The organism is Micromonospora sp. ATLC16 (assembly GCF_057196645.1).
Window position 1 is genome coordinate 64,080 of sequence record NZ_JBXUOW010000015.1, and the last position, 16,814, is coordinate 80,893.

The 16,814-nt window shown below is 69.7% G+C and carries 20 protein-coding genes; 11 read left to right on the forward strand and 9 right to left on the reverse strand.

The annotated features are described in order from the left end of the window. Positions 1 to 35 precede the first annotated feature (35 nt). From murD to AC2CHE_RS09260, 8 genes are all read left to right on the forward strand, one after another. Complete coding sequence (gene murD / locus AC2CHE_RS09225; RefSeq protein WP_484504478.1) at positions 36 to 1,385, forward strand: UDP-N-acetylmuramoyl-L-alanine--D-glutamate ligase; 1,350 nt, start codon at positions 36 to 38, stop codon at positions 1,383 to 1,385. 216 nt (positions 1,386 to 1,601) lie between these two features. Continuing rightward, positions 1,602 to 2,459 (forward strand): hypothetical protein, encoded by an 858-nt coding sequence (locus AC2CHE_RS09230; protein WP_484504479.1) that lies wholly within the window; start codon positions 1,602 to 1,604, stop codon positions 2,457 to 2,459. 7 nt (positions 2,460 to 2,466) lie between these two features. Then, positions 2,467 to 3,270 carry a hypothetical protein gene (locus AC2CHE_RS09235; RefSeq protein WP_484504480.1) on the forward strand — a complete coding sequence of 268 codons (804 nt, stop codon included), beginning with the start codon at positions 2,467 to 2,469 and terminating at the stop codon, positions 3,268 to 3,270. Positions 3,271 to 3,731: 461 nt separating this feature from the next. Beyond that, complete coding sequence (locus tag AC2CHE_RS09240) at positions 3,732 to 4,694, forward strand: MurR/RpiR family transcriptional regulator (protein ID WP_484504481.1); 963 nt, start codon at positions 3,732 to 3,734, stop codon at positions 4,692 to 4,694. Then, the gene (locus AC2CHE_RS09245; protein WP_484504482.1) at positions 4,691 to 5,440 is read left to right on the forward strand and encodes a sugar isomerase domain-containing protein; all 750 of its coding nucleotides are present in this window, start codon (positions 4,691 to 4,693) and stop codon (positions 5,438 to 5,440) included. The genes AC2CHE_RS09240 and AC2CHE_RS09245 overlap by 4 nt, the downstream gene beginning before the upstream one ends. A gap of 26 nt (positions 5,441 to 5,466) precedes the next feature. Then, positions 5,467 to 6,870 (forward strand): N-acetylglucosamine/diacetylchitobiose ABC transporter substrate-binding protein, encoded by a 1,404-nt coding sequence (gene ngcE, locus AC2CHE_RS09250; protein WP_484504483.1) that lies wholly within the window; start codon positions 5,467 to 5,469, stop codon positions 6,868 to 6,870. 22 nt (positions 6,871 to 6,892) lie between these two features. Continuing rightward, complete coding sequence (locus AC2CHE_RS09255) at positions 6,893 to 7,834, forward strand: carbohydrate ABC transporter permease (RefSeq protein ID WP_164448199.1); 942 nt, start codon at positions 6,893 to 6,895, stop codon at positions 7,832 to 7,834. A gap of 13 nt (positions 7,835 to 7,847) precedes the next feature. After that, positions 7,848 to 8,810 (forward strand): carbohydrate ABC transporter permease, encoded by a 963-nt coding sequence (locus tag AC2CHE_RS09260; protein WP_484504484.1) that lies wholly within the window; start codon positions 7,848 to 7,850, stop codon positions 8,808 to 8,810. Here the strand turns inward: AC2CHE_RS09260 and AC2CHE_RS09265 are convergent. The 6 genes from AC2CHE_RS09265 to AC2CHE_RS09290 all read right to left on the reverse strand — a co-directional run bounded on the left by AC2CHE_RS09265 (position 8,800) and on the right by AC2CHE_RS09290 (position 11,765). Continuing rightward, positions 8,800 to 9,003, reverse strand: a complete 204-nt coding sequence (locus AC2CHE_RS09265) for a hypothetical protein (protein WP_484504485.1) — start codon at positions 9,001 to 9,003, stop codon at positions 8,800 to 8,802. The two genes, AC2CHE_RS09260 and AC2CHE_RS09265, sit on opposite strands and share 11 nt — an antisense overlap. Positions 9,004 to 9,018: 15 nt before the next feature. Beyond that, positions 9,019 to 9,456: a hypothetical protein gene (locus tag AC2CHE_RS09270; RefSeq protein WP_484504486.1), complete on the reverse strand. Its 438-nt coding sequence runs from the start codon at positions 9,454 to 9,456 to the stop codon at positions 9,019 to 9,021. A 39-nt stretch (positions 9,457 to 9,495) separates the two neighbouring features. Next, positions 9,496 to 9,924 (reverse strand): hypothetical protein, encoded by a 429-nt coding sequence (locus AC2CHE_RS09275; RefSeq protein WP_484504487.1) that lies wholly within the window; start codon positions 9,922 to 9,924, stop codon positions 9,496 to 9,498. 204 nt (positions 9,925 to 10,128) lie between these two features. Then, positions 10,129 to 10,536, reverse strand: coding sequence for a group III truncated hemoglobin (locus AC2CHE_RS09280; protein WP_484504488.1), 408 nt, complete (start codon positions 10,534 to 10,536; stop codon positions 10,129 to 10,131). Beyond that, positions 10,529 to 10,864 carry a hypothetical protein gene (locus tag AC2CHE_RS09285; RefSeq protein WP_484504489.1) on the reverse strand — a complete coding sequence of 112 codons (336 nt, stop codon included), beginning with the start codon at positions 10,862 to 10,864 and terminating at the stop codon, positions 10,529 to 10,531. Before AC2CHE_RS09285 ends, AC2CHE_RS09280 begins: the two co-directional genes overlap by 8 nt. Positions 10,865 to 11,177: 313 nt before the next feature. After that, positions 11,178 to 11,765: a DUF2249 domain-containing protein gene (locus tag AC2CHE_RS09290; protein WP_484504490.1), complete on the reverse strand. Its 588-nt coding sequence runs from the start codon at positions 11,763 to 11,765 to the stop codon at positions 11,178 to 11,180. A gap of 73 nt (positions 11,766 to 11,838) precedes the next feature. Here AC2CHE_RS09290 and AC2CHE_RS09295 point away from each other — a divergent pair, with 73 nt between their 5' ends. From AC2CHE_RS09295 to AC2CHE_RS09305, 3 genes are read left to right on the forward strand one after another with little or no spacing between them, the layout of a single operon-like run. Further along, a complete protein-coding gene (locus AC2CHE_RS09295; protein ID WP_484504491.1) occupies positions 11,839 to 12,456 on the forward strand; it encodes a helix-turn-helix transcriptional regulator in 618 nt (205 codons plus the stop codon). 48 nt (positions 12,457 to 12,504) lie between these two features. Then, positions 12,505 to 13,122: a TetR/AcrR family transcriptional regulator gene (locus AC2CHE_RS09300; RefSeq protein WP_484504492.1), complete on the forward strand. Its 618-nt coding sequence runs from the start codon at positions 12,505 to 12,507 to the stop codon at positions 13,120 to 13,122. Positions 13,123 to 13,164: 42 nt separating this feature from the next. Then, positions 13,165 to 13,752, forward strand: a complete 588-nt coding sequence (locus tag AC2CHE_RS09305; protein WP_484504493.1) for a DJ-1/PfpI family protein — start codon at positions 13,165 to 13,167, stop codon at positions 13,750 to 13,752. A gap of 24 nt (positions 13,753 to 13,776) precedes the next feature. Here the strand turns inward: AC2CHE_RS09305 and AC2CHE_RS09310 are convergent, their stop codons facing one another. Genes AC2CHE_RS09310 through AC2CHE_RS09320 form a run of 3 tightly spaced genes read right to left on the reverse strand, consistent with a single transcriptional unit; the run spans position 13,777 to position 16,645 of the window. Continuing rightward, entirely contained in the window at positions 13,777 to 14,568 is a 792-nt protein-coding gene (locus AC2CHE_RS09310) for an ABC transporter ATP-binding protein (RefSeq protein WP_484504494.1), read from the reverse strand. Continuing rightward, positions 14,565 to 15,662 carry a FecCD family ABC transporter permease gene (locus tag AC2CHE_RS09315; protein WP_484504495.1) on the reverse strand — a complete coding sequence of 366 codons (1,098 nt, stop codon included), beginning with the start codon at positions 15,660 to 15,662 and terminating at the stop codon, positions 14,565 to 14,567. Before AC2CHE_RS09315 ends, AC2CHE_RS09310 begins: the two co-directional genes overlap by 4 nt. Then, positions 15,659 to 16,645 (reverse strand): ABC transporter substrate-binding protein, encoded by a 987-nt coding sequence (locus AC2CHE_RS09320; protein ID WP_484504496.1) that lies wholly within the window; start codon positions 16,643 to 16,645, stop codon positions 15,659 to 15,661. Before AC2CHE_RS09320 ends, AC2CHE_RS09315 begins: the two co-directional genes overlap by 4 nt. Positions 16,646 to 16,814 lie beyond the last annotated feature (169 nt).

The following is a 16,814-nucleotide window of genomic DNA, read 5'->3' on the forward strand; positions in this document are numbered from 1 at the left end:
CCCTGCCCTATCGCCGTCGTACCCGAGGAGAGCCTGTGCGCCTGTCTGACCTGCGCGGACGTAGAGTCGCCGTCTGGGGGGCCGGCCGGGAGGGGCGGGCCGCGGTGACGGCCATCGCCGCCCACGGCCCGGCCGACCTCGTCGCCGTCGACGACAGCGCGAACTTCCTCACCCTGCCCTGGGACGGGCCCCTGGCGGAGGCCGCCCCGCTGCTCACCGGCGACGAGGGCTTCGCCCGGCTGGCCGCGGCCGACGTGGTGGTCCGCTCGCCGGGCGTGCCGCAGACGCATCCCTGGCTGATGGAGCTGCGCCGCCAGGGCGCGACGGTCACCCAGGGCACCTCGTTGTGGATGGCCGACCACGGCGACCACACCATCGGGGTGACCGGTAGCAAGGGCAAGAGCACCACGTCCAGCCTGATCAGCCACCTGCTGACCGCGGTCGACCGGCCGAACGTCTTCGGCGGCAACATCGGCGTACCGACGCTGGACCTGCCGGAGGCGGAGCTTTATGTCCTGGAGTTGTCCAGCTACCAGTGCAGCGACCTGACCGACTCGCCCCGGGTGGCGGTGGTCACCGCCCTGTTCCCCGAGCACCTCGACGCGCACGGCGGCGAACGCGAATACTACCGGGACAAGCTCAACCTGCTCGCGTACGGGCCGCGCACCGTCGTGGTCAACGGCGCGGACCCACGGCTGGCGTTCGAGCTGGGCGACCGCGCGGCGGTGCGCGCCGGCACCGCCGACTCGGTGAACGTCGCCACCGGTCCGGACGGTACGCCCTGGTTCCACCGGGTCGACCAGCCGCTCTTTCCACGGGCGGTGCTGCCGCTCGTCGGCCGGCACAACGAGGGCAACCTCTGTGTGGCCCTGGCGGTGCTGCAGGCGTTGGGCGTCGATCTGGTCGACCGTAAGGACGCCCTGGCCGTGGCGGTCGCCGAGTTCCAGGGACTGGCTCACCGGCTGACCGAGATCGCCGACCCGTCCGGCCTGACCTTCGTCGACGACACCCTCGCCACCAGCCCGTACGCGGCCATCCACGCCATCGACGCGTATGACGGGCGGCCGTTGACCGTGATCGTCGGAGGTACCGACCGGGGGGTCGACTACACGCCCCTGCGCGAGCACCTGGCCGAGCGGGAGCTGACCGTGATCGGCATCCCGGACAGTGGCCCGCGGATCATCGGGGCGCTCGACGGGCTGCCCAAGGTACGCACCGAACTGGTCGACGACCTCACCGACGCGGTGCAGTTGGCCCGGCAGGTGACCCCGGCCGGGGGAGTGGTGCTGCTCTCGCCCGCCGCCCCCAGCTACGGCCGCTTCCGCAACTTCGAACACCGCTCCCAGGTCTTCGCCGACGCCATCCGCACCACCGCCCCCGCCTAGCACCCCACCCCCGCCTGACCTCCCCGCCCTGGCTAACCTCCCAGCCCTGGCTAACCTCCCAGCCCTGGTTGATCATGAGGTTAGCGGCAGCTGAAGAGATCAACTGTGCCGCTAACCTCATGATCAACCAGGGCGGGGTGAGGTTGGGTGGGTGCTAGGACGGGGGTGTGGTTGGGGGGTTTTACGCTGACGGGAGTCGGTTCCCGGAGGTGGTCGATGGTTCAGCTGCTGCGCCGCCCAGGTACCGGCCCGCGTGGGCGCGCGGTCGGCGTCACGCGGCTGATGGCGCACACCGACCCGGTCGCCCTGATCGGTGTCGCCCTGTCGATCTCGCTCTCCGTGACACTGGACCTGACCGGTGCCGCCACCGGCGTGGAGTCGTTGCTGGCCGGTCTGATGGGCATCACCATCTCGTTGCTGGTGGACTCCATGGCCCGGGCCGAGCGTCGGTTCCAACTGCGCGCGTTGCTGGCCGGCCCGCACTGGCTGGTCCAGGCGGTACCGGAACTCGCCACCGCCGCGACCGAGGCGGTCGACCGCCATCCGGGCACCCGGATCGCCGAGGAGACCCAGCGCCGGTTCGAGCGGTTCCACGCCGACCTCGCGCAGCTCCGGCAGGGACGCGTCATCCGGCCCGGGGAGGACTACCAGGACATGCTCGGTGCCACCCGGGACTGCGTACGACAGTTGGAGGCGCTGACCAACGTGCTGCCCCGGCTGGCCTGGTGGCGCGGCGACATCGGCCGGCGGTACTGGGCGGAGAACCTCGCGGCGCTGGCCCGTGGCGTACAGATCACCCGGATCTTCACCTACACCGAGTTCTCCGACGAACTGGCGGAACTGGTGGCGATGCAGCGCCGAGCGGGCGTACGGGTGGGTCTGCTCTCGACCGCCGCGGTCCCGGCCGACGTGCACGTCAACCTGATCCGCTGGGACGGGGCAGCGTGCTGGACGGCCGGCATGAGCGCGCACGGCGAGATCAACGAGAACCGGTTCTCGGTGAACGCCGCCGACCTCGCCCGAGCCGGCGAGACGTTCCAGGCGTGCCTCAGCCGAGCCACCTTCGACACCTGACGCACGGATGACCGCCCAGGGCGTACTGCTGGTGACCGTGGTGGTCTGGGCGGTGACCCTGATCCGTCCGGTCCGGTGGCGGGCCCTCGTGGCTGCGTTGCCGCTGCCCATGACCGCCGCGCTGCTGGCCACCGGTCATCCCGTCGACGGCAGCCAACTCGTCGGGGTGGTGGGGCTCAACCTGTTCTTCGGCGTCGTGGCGCTGACGCATCACCGGTTCCGTTGGCCGATCCTGCTGGCCGACCTGGCTGGCGTCGCCGGCTACCTGGCACTCGCGGTGGTGCTGCGTCCGTTCGCGCTGCCGTTCGGGCCGACGCTGGCGGCCACGATAGCCCTCTGGCTGCTCGCCATACTGGTGCTGCACCGCCTTCCGGAGCCCGACCAGCCGGCCGATCCGGCCGATCCGGCCGATCCGGCCGATCCGGCCGATCCGGCCGATCCGGCCGATCCGGCTGGCCCGGCGCGGTTGCCGGTGGCGGCCCGGCTGCTGCTGGTCCTCGCCGGTGCGACGCTGACCGGGCTGCTCGGCCAGGTGCTGCGAGGGCTGGTGGTGACCTTCCCGTACGCCGGGGTGCTGGTGGCGGTCGAGGTGCGGCGGGACCTGCCGGCCTTCTGCCGGCACTTCGCCCGCAACAGCCTGGCGCTGATCGGGTTCCTGGTCGGGGTCCACCTGGGCCAGGACGTCTCGGTCGTGGTGGCGCTGGTCGCCGGCTGGGCCGGGTTCGCGCTGGTCGCGGTGGCGCTGCACCTTCCCGCCGGGTGGCACGGAAGACGCCACCCGGTCAATCTCGGCTGCCCCACCCGGACCTGAGCAGGCGCAGCGTGCCCGCGCCGGCCAGGTAGGCCACCAGCGCCACCACCGGCCACCCGAGCGGCTCCGGTGCGGTCTTGGCCGCCGTACGGGCTGAACTGGGAGCCCTTCGGGCAGTTCGGGTTCAGCGCGGCCGGATGGGTCAGCCAGCGCGGCCGGCGCGCCGGGTGGGCTTCGGGCGGGAGGCAGCGCCGCCGGCCGGAAGGGTCAGTCCCGCCGGCGAGCATCGGCGGGTCCTTGCGTGTCCGGAGCCAGCGGGGGTGCCGGACGCCGCCCCCAGCTCCTTGATCGTGGCGTGTTCGTGCTGATCACGGCGGCTTCCGGAAGCCGCGTTCGCGGTCGCGGCAGCCCTGGTGTCCCAGGTAACAGTTTGAAAACTTCGCCCACGGTCTTGACATGGAGGGGCCTTCAGTAAGAACTTTTACCACTAACAGTTAACAGTCTTTTCCGAAAGGCGTCCCATGGTTGATCACGAGGCGGACACCTCCGCGGGCACCGCGGTGGCCGACGCCGATGGGGTCGACCGCCGGGGCGCACTGGGCGTTGCCTCCGACGGGACGCTGGCCCGGGTCCGCACCGGTGCCGCCGAACTGACCGGCGCGCTGCGGCGGGTCGCCGAACACGTGCTCAGCGACCCGGGGGCGGCGGCTCGCGCCACCATCGTAGAGCTGGCCGAACGCAGCGGCACCTCGCCGGCCACGGTCACCCGGTTCTGCCGGGCGATGGGCTTCGACGGCTACGCTGACCTGCGGCTGGGCATCGCCGCCGAGACCGGTCGGGCGCGCTCGGCCGGCTGGACCGTCGACATCGGCCGGGAGATCCAGCCCGGCGACCCGCTGGAGCGGGTGCTGGAGCAGATCATGGCCGCCGACACCCGGGCCATGCACGACACCGCAGCGCTGCTCGACCTGACCGAGGTGGAGCGGGCCGCCGTCGCCATCGCCGGTGCCGAGCGGGTGAACATCTTCGGCGCCAGCGGCAGCGCGCTCGTCGGCGAGGAGATGCAGTTCAGCCTGCACCGCATCGGCGTCGCCGCCTGGGCCTGGAACGACGTGCACTCCGGGCTGGCCGCCGCCGCGCTGCTGCGTCCCGGTGACGTCGCGTTGGGCATCTCGCACAGCGGTCAGACCCGCGAGGCCATCGAGATGCTCGCCGAGGGCGGCAGCCGGGGTGCCACCACCATCGCGCTCACCGGTTTTCGCCGGTCGCCGCTGGCCGAACTGGCCGACATCGTGCTGCTCACCGCCAGCCAGGCCACCACGTTCCGGCCGGACGCGCTGTCGGCCCGGCACCCGCAACTGGTAGTCCTCGACCTGCTCTACATCGCCGTCGCCCAACGCACCCACGACCGCGCCCACGCGGCCTTCCGGCGTACCGCCCAGGCCGTCGACGGGCACAAGGCCGCGAGGGAGGCCAGCGCATGATCAGCGCCCAGGGGTACGCCGACGCCGTCCGGCCGGTCCTCGACCGGCTGGTCGAGCGGGGTTCCGAGCCGTTGGGCCGGGCCGCCGACCTGATCGCCGCCAGCCTGCGCGCCGGTGGGGTGCTCCAGGCGTTCGGCGCCGGACACTCGGAGGTCTTCGCCGCGGAACTGGTCGCCCGGGCCGGTGGGCTGGTACCCACCAACCGGATCTCCCTGCACGACCTGGTGCTGCACGGCGACGCCTCGCCCCAGGTGCTCGCCGACCCCAAGCTGGAGCGCGACCCGGCCGTCGCGCACCAGCTCTACGCGATCGCCGCACCCCAGCCGCAGGACGTGTTCGTGGTGGCTTCCCAGTCCGGCATCAACGGTTCGGTGGTCGAACTGGCGCTGCTGGCCACCGGACGCGGTCACCCGCTGATCGCGGTCACCTCGGTCGAGCACACCGGACGGGTGGCCCCGCGGCACCCGTCCGGCCGGCGGCTCGTCGATCTCGCCGACGTCGTGCTGGACAACGGCGCACCGTACGGCGACGCACTGCTGCCGCTCGAGGGCGGCGGCGCGGTCTGTGCGGTCTCCTCGGTCACCTCGGCGCTGCTGGCGCAGCTGCTGACCGCGGAGGTCGTACGACGGTTCCACCAGGCCGGAGAGGTCCCCCCTATCTACCTCTCCGCCAACGTCCCCGGTGGGGACGAGCACAACCTCGCCCTCGAGTCGAGGTACGCCGGGCGACTCCGGCGTACCGCCTGACCCGACATCACAAGGAGAGTCACACGATGTCCGTTACCCCCGATCTCGACCGCCGGACCCTGCTGCGCCGCGCGGCGGCCGCGGGCCTCCTGGTGACCCCGGCCGCCGGTCTGCTCAGCGCCTGCGCCGGCAGCACGCCGAGCCAGAACGACGACAGCGCCGGGGAGAAGAGCAACGACAACCCCTTCGGCGTGGAGGACGGCAGTGCCGTCAAGGTGGTCATCTTCAACGGCGGGTTGGGTGACGCCTGGGCCAAGGAGGACCAGGCGATCTTCAACGCCAAGTACCCGAACATCACCGTCAACATGAGCTCCACCCAGAAGATCAAGACCGAAGAGCAGCCCAAGATGGCGACGCAGCCCAGCGACGTCGTCATGAACTCCGGCGCCGACATGATGGACATCAGCACCCTGGTCAACGAGGGCGCCATCGAGCCGCTGGACGACCTGCTGGCGGCACCGGCCTGGGACAGCGAGGGCACGGTGGCCGACACGCTGCTGCCGGGCACCGTCGGTGACGGCAGCTTCCAGGGCAAGTTCTTCGTGGTGAAAGTGGCCTACACGGTCTGGGGCAACTGGTACAACTCGGTGCTGTTCGACAAGGAGGGCTGGACGCCGCCGAAGACCTTCGACGACTTCTTCGCCCTCGCCCCGAAGATCAAGGCCAAGGGCATGGCCCCGTACGTGTACGACGCCGTGCACGGCTACTACCCGCGCTGGGCCCTGATGGCGACGATCTGGAAGTCCGCCGGCAAGCAGGCCGTCATCGACATGGACAACCTCAAGGAGAACGCCTGGCGTGCCGAGGGCGTCCTGCCGGCGCTGGAGGCGTGGGAGAAGCTGGTCAAGGACAAGCTGCTGCTGCCCGGCAAGCTCGACCACACCCAGTCGCAGCAGGCGTGGCTCGACGGCAAGGCGGCCTTCATCCAGGTCGGCACCTGGCTGAAGAACGAGATGGCGGCGACCATCCCGCCGGGCTTCGAGATGAAGATCTCCGACTACTGGGGCCTGGGCGCCACCGACAAGGCCCCCAACGACGTCTACGCGGGTGCCGGCGAGGGCATCGTCGTACCGGCGAAGGCGCCGAACAAGGCCGCCGCCAAGGAGTTCCTGCGTGCGGTGCTCTCCAAGGCCGGCTCGGCGAAGTTCGCCGAGCTGACCAAGTCGCTGGCGTCCACCAAGGGCTCCGGCGACAACGTCCAGGACGCCGCCCTGGCCAGCGCCAACGAGCTGATGAAGAACGCCAGCTCGGACCTGATCTCGATCAAGTTCTGGGACTTCTACGCCGACCTGGACAAGGAGAGTCAGAACCTGTCCGCCGAGCTGATGGCCGGTCGGCTGACCGCCGCGCAGTTCGTCGACAAGATGCAGGCCGCCGCGGACAAGGTCGCCAACGACTCGTCGATCACCAAGCAGACCCACGACGCCTGATCCGAACGGAAAGAGTGAGTCGATGCGGCACGGTGTTGCGCGTTTCGTCACGGGTTTCCTGGCCCTGCCGGTCGGGCTGTACCTCTTCTACGTGGTGTGGCCCTTCCTGCAGGCGGCCGGGTACTCGCTGACCGACTGGGGAGGCTACTCCGACAGGCAGCAGTTCGTCGGGCTGGACAACTACCTCCGGCTCTTCTCCGACGAGCTGATCAGGAAGGCGTTCTGGCACAACGTGTTCTTCCTGATCACCGTGCCGCTGTTCACCATCGCGCTGGCCCTGTTCCTCGCGTTCCTGCTCAACGTGGGCGGACGCGAGGACAAGGCCGGCATCCGGGGAGTGTTCGGCTCCGGGCTCTACAAGGTGATCTTTTTCTTCCCGCAGGTGCTGTCCCTGGTCGTCATCGCGGTGATGTGGCAACAGATCTACCGCGCCGACGGCCAGGGCCTCATCAACGGCATGCTGATGAAGATCGGGCTGGTCAGCGAGGATGAGCCGATCACCTTCATGTACGACCCGGAGCCCTTCCTCGGCGTACCTGCGGTGCTGTGGTGGCTGCTGCTGATCGCGGTCTGGAGCGGCGCCGGCTTCTACATGGTGCTCTTCTCCGCGGCCATGCAGTCCATCCCGAAGGACGTCTACGAGGCGGCCATCCTCGACGGCGCCGGCCGGTTCCACACCTTCTTCCGGATCACCCTGCCGCTGCTGCGGGACACCGTCTCGGTGGCCTGGGTCTACCTGGGCTTCATCGCCCTGGACATGTACGCCCTGGTGTTCGTCATGACGCCCAGCCAGGGTGGCCCCAACCATGCCAGTGAGATCTTCGCGTCGGTGCTGAACTTCACCGCATTCCAGAAGGGCCAGTTCGGCTACGCCTGCGCGATGGGCGTGGCACTGGCGATCTTCACGATCCTGCTGGCCGCCCTCCAGCTGAGGATCACCCGTCGTGAGCGGATCGAGTACTGAGGAGACCTGGACGATGAGCACGGTGACCCACACCCCGGGTGGCCTGGCCGGCCCCGACCAGACTCCACCACCGGGCCGTACGCCGGCACGGCGCGCCGCCGTCGGCGGCGGCCGGGCCGGGGCACGGTTCTTCAACGGCTTCTCACACCTGTTCCTCGCGGTTTGGGCGATCATGGTGGTCTACCCACTGCTGTGGGTGGTGATGTCGGCGCTCAAGACCGACTCGGAGGTCATCCGCAAGCCGTTGTCGCTGATCCCCGAGCAGTTGCAGTGGGACAACTTCGCCCGGGCCTGGACCGAGGGGCACATCGGGTCGTTCTTCGTCAACACCGTCCTGGTGCTGACCGGCAGCGTCTTCCTCACCATGCTGCTCGGCTCGATGGCCGCCTACGTCCTCGCCCGCTACGAGTTCCCCGGCAACCGGCTGATCTACTACATGTTCCTGTCCGGGCTGACCCTGCCGATCTACCTGGCCGCGGTGCCGCTGTTCAAGGGCGTCTACAACACCGGCGTGGTGCTGCCGTTCCTCGGCCCGAACAGCCACTTCATGCTGATCCTGGTCTACGTGGCCTGGTCGCTGTCGTTCACCGTCTTCTTCATGCACTCGTTCTTCCGTACCCTGCCCAACGCGATCGCCGAGGCGGGCATGGTCGACGGCGCGTCGCACAGCCGGTTGTTCTTCAGCGTGATGCTGCCGATGGCCAAACCGGGCCTGATCAGCATCGGCATCTTCAACGTCCTCGGCCAGTGGAACCAGTGGTACCTGCCGACCCTGCTCATGCAGTCGGTGGCCGGCGAGCCCAAAAACCAGGTCATCTCCCAGGGCCTGATCGAGCTGTCGGTCAACCAGGGCTACCGCTCCGACTGGTCCGGCCTGTTCGCCGGGGTCACCATGGCGATGCTGCCGGTGCTCATCGTCTACATCGTCTTCCAGCGTCAGGTGCAGTCCGGCCTCACCGCAGGCGTCAGCAAGTAACCGCCGGCACACCGCCGCGCAGGACGTGCTCGGTCCGGGAACCAACGGCCTCCACCCGAGTCCGACCGGCCCGGACCGGGCGTGCGACATCAGTCGGGGTGATTGCCAACCGGTCGCGCAGGGCCGCATGCCCGGCGGCGGTGAGGCGTACGGCTCGGCCCAGCACCAGCGTGGTGCGCAGGTCGAACGGCACGGTGGCTGCGGGGGTTCAGCCGGCGGCGATCGAAATTCCGGCGGTCAGCAGGGCCCCGGCCTTGACCACTTCCAGTGCCACGTAGACGAGGTGGGCCCGGGAGCGCGGCGCGGTCGCGCCCGAGCCGGTGAGCACCCGGTGGGTGCGCCGGGAAAGCCATCGTCGGACGACGGCAAGCTGGAGCACCAGCACCGCGACGGCCACGCCGAGCGCGGTGCTCCCCGGTGCCCGCGCGCCAACGGACAGGATCGCGAGGACGGCGGCTACGGCGAGCACCGTCTCGCAGATGTTGAGCGCGCGGAACACCAGCTTGCCGATGCCGAGCCCGAGCGGCACCGTCACCCCGGGCGCCCGGAACTTGAGCGGGGCTTCGAGAAACGAGATGGCGAGCACCATGCCGAGCCAGACGAAGGTCGACGCTGTCGCGAGCAATGCCGCAGGGGAGAGGCCCATGCACCGATTTTATACAAGTCTAGTTCGTTTTTATTAGGCTTAGTGGCGATCCTCATGAACCGGAGCCGACTCGCGGTCGGGTAGCAGTAGCAAGATCGAGAGGATCAGGACGCCACCGAGGCTGACCGCGTTACCGATCTTGTCGACCATGGGGAACATCTCCAGGTGCAACATGTGCCACAGGAAGTGCTCGGCGTTGAAGATCAACCACGCGCCGCCGGCCATGCGCATGCCGGTGGCCGAGGGCCGGCGCACGACGTAGACGCTGACGACCAGCATCGCGAGATAGAGGCCACCGACGTCGCGGATGAGATGCTCGGAATAGGGCCCGAGTGTCGACACCCAGCGGCGCCCCGGCAGTGGAAAGTCGTCGTAGAAGGACACCGGGTACAAAGCGGCCCACACGCCGACGACCGCGGCGGAGATCGCGAGCATGGCGAGGATCAGGCGTTTCTTTGCGAGGCTCATGCCCTGAGGACGAGCCGGCGGCGGAAAATGTGACGGATGCTCGGCGGATCCGGGGTATGTCACAGTCTTCGCCCGAGTCTCGTAATGGTGGCACGAAAATCGAGTGCCGGCGGGGTCCAACTCGCCCTGGCCACGGGCACCGAGGTGGTGGCCACGACGGGCCCAGGCAGCGTGGACCGCTCGCCGGGTACGGGCCGGTCCACGTCATTGACGCGTTGGCTGTTGTGGCGAGCCGTCGGTTTCCTTGCGGAGCCGCCGGTGCAGGGCGCCCGCGATGCGCTCGGCCTGGATCTTGGCGGTCTCGGCTCGGGGACCGGCGAACCGCTCGTCGACCGTCGCGCACCACAGCGCGAGCCAGCGGTCGAAGTGCTCCCCTCGCAGGGCGATGCGGGCGTTGAGGGTGAGGTGCGCCTGCAGGGCGTTGCGCCGGTAGGCGCCGGCACGGAAGAGGGCCGTCTCCCAGAAGTCGCACATGATCGGCAGGTGGGCCGCCAGGTCCATCCGCGCGACGTCGGTGAAGATCGGGCCGATCAGCGGGTCGGCGAAGGCCCGCTGGTAGAACGCCGTCACCAGTTCCCGAATGTCGGACCGGCCGGCCAGGTCGTCAGGCATGGACCGCGATCCCGATCACCGCGCCGGTGTGCTCGTCGATCAGGTGAGCGCGGCTCTCCCCAAAACCGTACGGCTGCAGGGTCCAGGTGCGGCTGCCCTCGATCTCGGCCGGGAACTCGTAGGTCCGGCCGTGGACGGTGACGCCGTCGAGCCAGGTGGTCGTGGCGTCGGCCCGCTGGTAGGTGACGTCGTGGTGCCCGAGCCGGACTCGGGCGCCGTCGAGGGACAGCCGCGGGGAGTCCACCGACAGGTGCATGGCGCCGGGGCGCAGAGCCCACTCGCCGCCGTGCCCGTCGATGTCGACACGGACCGCGGCCGGCTGCGGCAATGTCGCTGGCCGGGCGTCAACTGAGAGACAATCTGACACTTCCGTATCCCCTCCTCGTATGAGGACCTGGTGTCGCGAAGCAAGGAGCGCCGGCCGAATCGCCTGGTGGCCCGTTCATCCACTCGATCTTCAACGGGATCGGCGCGGCGGTCGGCAAGATCGGGTGGGCAAGGTGCGGGAGGTGCATCCGCTGCGGTACGGCCTGACCGTCGTCTTCGTGCGGTACTTCCGGCACGGTTTGCTGGAGTCGGCGCTGCTCTGAGCGCGGGCTGGCCGCATCGCACTCCGCGATGCGGCCGTGCGGCTCAGGGCTTCAGTGGGAGGCGTTGAGGATGCCGAGCGTGAGGTTCGTGCGGCGCTGATGCACGGTCAGGTACCGCAGGCCGTCGGCGCCGGCCCGTATCGCCCGGCGGGACCGACGCGGCAGCCAGGCCAGTGCGCCCGGGTGCAGCTCGACCGGTTCGCGCTCGGTGTCGATCCGGCCGGCGCCGGAGAACACGACGACGAGGACGTCGTTGTCCGGGCCGTCATGTGCGGCGATCTCGGAGCCCGGCGGCAGGTTGACGATGTTGGCGTCCAGATCCCTTTCGCTCATCGGCAGCGTCCAGATCGCGCCGGTGCTGCCGGTGTGCTCGTCGAGGTCGGCAGCGAGGGCGCGGGGCAGCGCGGTCGAGGCCAGCTTGGTGATGCGGATCTGCCACCGTTGGGGACCTGACTCCTCGTAGTCCCAGCCGTAGCCGCCCGGGAACTCGACCTCGAACTCGTCCCGCAGATGCCGGGGATTGTGGTTGTTGATCAGCAGGAGCGAGTCGCCGACCGGCAGTCCGGCGTACGCCTGGAAGATCGCCGGGTGCTTCTCCGGCTTGGGTAGCGTCCGTACGTCGAGCTCAACGTGTGTCATGGGGAATTTATACATCACTCGGTTGTGAAAATCAGCGACTATTTTCACAATCCGGCTTGTGTAAACTGCGGGCATGCCTGACACCCCCGCCGGCCGGCGCTCGCAGGTGCTGGCCGCCCTGCGCGGCCGAGCCGAACCGATGAGCATCATCGATATCGCCGAGCTTCTGGCGGTCCACCCCAACACCGTCCGGTTCCATCTCGAATCGTTGGTCGAGGCGGGCCGCGCCGAGCGGGTCGAGACCCCGCCCACCGGCCGGGGCCGGCCCCCGCTGATGTTCCGGGCGGTGCGCCGGATGGATGCCGGCGGCCCCCGCAACTACCGGCTGCTCGCCCAGATGTTCCTGGGGGAGTTGGAGTCCGATCCCGACCCGGTGACCCGGGCCACCGAAATGGGCCGGCGGTGGGGCCGGACGACGGAGATCCCCGGCACCGGGCGTGAGCCCGCCCGCCACCGGTTCGGCCGGGTGCTCGACGAGATCGGGTTCGACACCGAGTTCGACGGCGACGAGATCCGCCTGCGGCACTGCCCGTTCCTCGACCTGGTCGACACCGATCTGCGGGTCATCTGTCCGATCCACCTCGGCCTTATGCAGGGGGTGATCGGGCGGCTCGACAGTTCGGCGACTGTTCGCGACCTTCAGCCGTTCGCCGAACCGGATGTCTGCGTGGCTCGGCTCGACAAGCGCTAGGAGAGCGTCGACCGGTCCATCGGCACGTCGGCGAGAGAAGAGTTCCCGATGAGTAGTCCCGAGCTGTCCCGCGAACACCGGCAGGACCGTCGTGCGCGCCGGACCCGCAAGGTTCTGCAGGACGCCATCATCGAGCTGCTGCGGTACGAGTCCCTGTCGAAGATCACCGTCAGCCAGATCGCGGCCCGCGCCGACGTGTCCCGGCAGGCGTTCTACCTGCACTTCTCGTCGAAGGAAGACCTTCTTCTCAGTCACATCGACGACATCTTCGACACCGTCCGGGAGGTGCTGGTGCCCTCGCCGTCGCACCCGTACCGGATCAGCCTGCGGAACCTGCTGAGCGCGGCCTTCAAGGAATGGCAGCGGCACGCCGACACGCTGCGACTGGTGATGCGGCTGGAGGACCGGGACCAGCTGATGGAGCGGATCCGGCTGCACATCAGCGACGTGATGACCATGTTCGCCCGGTACGGCCGGGAGGACGTCGGGAGTCCGCCACTGCTCGGCTACATCGTCGACTACCGCAGCGGCGGCATGTTCCTGCTGCTCAAGTCCTGGCTCAATGACGGCTGCACGGTCCCGGCCGAGGAGATGGCCGACCTCGTCTACGAACTGTCAATCGGCTACGTGCAGAGACCGCACGGCACGGTGGAACGCATCCGCTGACTCCGTGAGGAACTAGCCACCGCGCCGCAACGACCAACAGACGTGAAGACGATTGCTGTATACCTGTTCCCCGACGTGGAGGAACTCGACGCGGTGGGGCCCTGGGAAGTGCTCTCCTTCTGGACGGCGCGGCACCCCGAGGACGACTACCGGGTCGTGACGTTTTCCGACGATGGTGCGCCGGTGCGATGCGCCAAAGGGCTTACCGTGGTCCCGCACCACTCCCGTGCCGACGTCGGCCCGATCGAGGTGCTGGTCCATCCCGGTGGGCGGGGCGCGCACCGGCTGTCCACCGAACGGGCGCACCTGGAGTGGGTGCGTGGCCTGCGCGCGAAGATCCCGGTGCTGACCTCGGTCTGCACCGGCTCCCTGGTGTTCGCCGCCGCCGGTCTGCTTGCCGGGCGCCCGGCAACCACCCACTGGAAGTCGCTCGACAAGCTCGCCGCCATCGACGCCAGCATCGAGGTGCGCCCGGACGACCGCTTCGTGGACGCCGGCGACGTGGTGACGTCAGCCGGAATCTCGGCCGGCATCGACATGGCGCTGCACCTGGTCAGCCGCTTCGCTGGGCCGGAGCGGGCCCGCGCGGTCCGGCGGGGCATCCAGTACGAGCCCGGCCCGGAGCTGTAGTTCCGGGCCGGGCCCGCCGGCGGTTCACCCGGCCCGGTACGGCGCCGTCACCCCGGTTCGCAGTGGTCGCGCGGTGAACCGGGCCACGCCGTCCTCGAAGTCCATCCGGGCGTCGATCCGGAAGACGTCGCTGAGCAGTTCCCCGGTCAGAATCTCGGCCGGCGCCCCGTGCCCGGCCAGGCGCCCGTCGCGCAGCACTGCGACGGTGCCGGCGTAGGTGGCGGCCAGGTCCAGGCTGTGCAGCGCGGCCAGCACGGTGATCCGCAGGTCGCGGACCAGTTCCAGGATTTCGAGCTGGTGGTGGATGTCGAGGTGGTTGGTCGGCTCGTCCAGGATCAGCAGCCGGGGCCGCTGGGCCAGGGCCCGGGCGAGCAGGACCCGCTGACGCTCGCCGCCGGAGAGCTGCCACACCGGCCGGTCCGCGTACGGTCGCAGCCCGGTGACATCGAGCGCGTCGTCGATGGTGTCATGGTCGGCGGCACGCATGCGCTGCAGCCCGCGCAGGTGCGGGTTGCGGCCCATCGCGACCGTCTCCCGGACGGTGAACTCGAATCCGGAGTGCTGTTCCTGCATCAGCACCCCGATGTGGCGGGCGGACTCGGCCGGGCGCATGGTGGACAGATCGCGTCCGTCGAGCAGGACACGCCCCCGACGGGGTTTCAGGGATCGGTAGACCGTACGCAGAAGGGTTGATTTTCCGCTGCCGTTGGGGCCGACCAGCGCGAGAAAGCCGCCCTCGGCGACCTCGAACGACACGTCGTGCACAACGTCGCGGTCGCCGAGCCGCACCGACAAGTCCTCGACCGTGACCCTCACGGCGCGGCCTCCGCGGACAGGCCCCGCCGGTGCATGACCAGTAGGAAGAACGGTACCCCGAGGAAGGCGGTGAGGATTCCGATCGGCAGCTCGGACGGCGGAGCCAGGATCCGGGCGGCGACGTCGGACCAGACCAGGAACAGGGCGCCGAGCATCGCGGTGACCACGAGCATCCGCCGGTGGTCGGCCCCGACGATCATGCGGGCGACGTGCGCGGTTATCAGCCCGACGAAGCCGATGCCGCCGGAGACCGCGACCACCGTTCCGGTCAGGGCGGTGGTGAGGATCAGCAGGTACCAGCGCAGCCGGGCGGCCTCGACGCCCAGGGCCGCGCACGCCTCGTCGCCGAGGACCAGCACGTTCAGCGACCGCCCGGCGATCAACAGCATGATCAGCCCAGCGGCCAGCACCGCGGTGGGAATCGGCAGGGACGCCCACTGGGCCCCGGACAGCCCGCCCAGCATCCAGAAGATGATCTGCTGCTGGGCGGCTGAGCTGTCGGCGCGGGCGAGCATGAACGAGGTCAGTCCGGCGAACAGGTGCCCGCAGGTGACACCGACGAGCACGAGCCGCAGCGGCAGCAGGCGACCGCGGCTGCGGGCCAGCAGCAGCACGACGCCCATGGCGCCTGCCGCGCCCGCGAACGCCGCCAGCGGCAGGGTGAACGCGCCCAGGAAGGCCGCTCCGGTCGTGATCACCACGACCGCGCCGACCGAGGCGCCGGAGGAGAGCCCCAGCAGGTAGGGGTCGGCCACCGGGTTGCGCACGACGCTCTGCACGACGGCGCCTGCGACGGCCAGCCCGGCGCCGACGACTGCGCCGAGCAGCACCCGGGGGAATCGGATCCGCCAGACGATGAGGTCGTCGGGTGTGGTGCCGGCCGGGCCGCCGGTGAGGTGTTGCCAGATGATCGAGGCGACGTGGCCGGGTGGCAGACGGACCGGGCCGATGCCGGTGGCGATGGTCAGCGACGCGACCACGGCCAGGCCGAGCAGGACGACGACGACGGTGTAGGGCGGCCGGGCGTGCGGGGTGCGGGCCTGCCGGGCCGCCGGTTCGTCGGCCCGTTCCGGGGCAGGCACGGTGAGCGTCATCGCCGGGCCGCGTCCAGGCCGGCCGCGAGCTGCTCCAGACCGTCGAGGTTGAGCGGACTGGGGAACGAGACGAGGTACTGCGAGCTGGATACGATGCGCTGCTGTCTGCCGGCGGTGGTCTCGCCGATGATCGGGTTGGCCTTGACCTTGGCGACCAGCTCGGCGCCCTTGACCTTGGCGGACCGGTAGTCGGTGATCACCCAGATCACCTCCGGGTCGCGGCGGATCAGCTCCTCGGGGGACACGTCGGCGTGCATCCCGGTGAGGTCGGCCATGATGTTCTCGCCGCCGGCGGCCGCGACGATGCCGCTGGAGATGGTCGTACGCCCGGAGGCTTTGATCGGCTGGCCCGGGACCGGGTTGTCGACCAGGATCAGCACCCTCGGCTTCGGGCCGGCGCCGATCCGGGCGGCCACGGCCTCCTCGCGCTGCTTCAGCTCCGTGATCAGCGCCTCGGCCCGGTCCTGGACCCGGAAGACCTTGCCGAGCTTGTCGATGAAGTCGTAGGTGAGCGTCAGCCCGGTCACCGCCCCGGCGTCCTCGCCGCGGGGCATGCAGCCCGCGATGCCGGGTACGCCCAGGGTGGCGAGGTTCACGTCCTCGTCAAAGTCGGTGTACGAGGTCAGCACCATGTCCGGGTCGAGTGCGGCGACCTGCTCCATGCCCAGCCCGCGGTCACCGGCGACCGGGACCTTGGCCAACTGTTCCTGGTAGGCCGGAGTGTCGATGGTGAACGGCTTCGGGAAACCGGTCCCGACCACCCGGTCGGCCAGCCCGAGCCGGACCATGGTCTGCACCGCGTACCCGTCGATGGCGACCACCCGCTGCGGGGTCGCGGCGAACTCCATCGGCTCACCGGCACAGTCCGGCACCTGCACGGAGCCGGCCGCTGGCGCCCCGGTGCTGCCCGAGCCACAGCCGGCCGCTGTGATGGCAGCCACGAGCCCGATACCGATCAGGCCACGCCTCAGGCGGTTGCGCATTTCGTCTCCTCGCGTCGGTCGGCCAGTTCCCGCCGAAATGTTCGTCGCAGGTGTGGTCGCGCCCAGTCCGGGGAAAGTTCCGCACGGCTCCGTTCATTGACGAAAGCTCGGATCTGTCAATCAGGACTTCATTCCTTGGTTACCCGGCTCGTCGTACCTGATCGCGCCA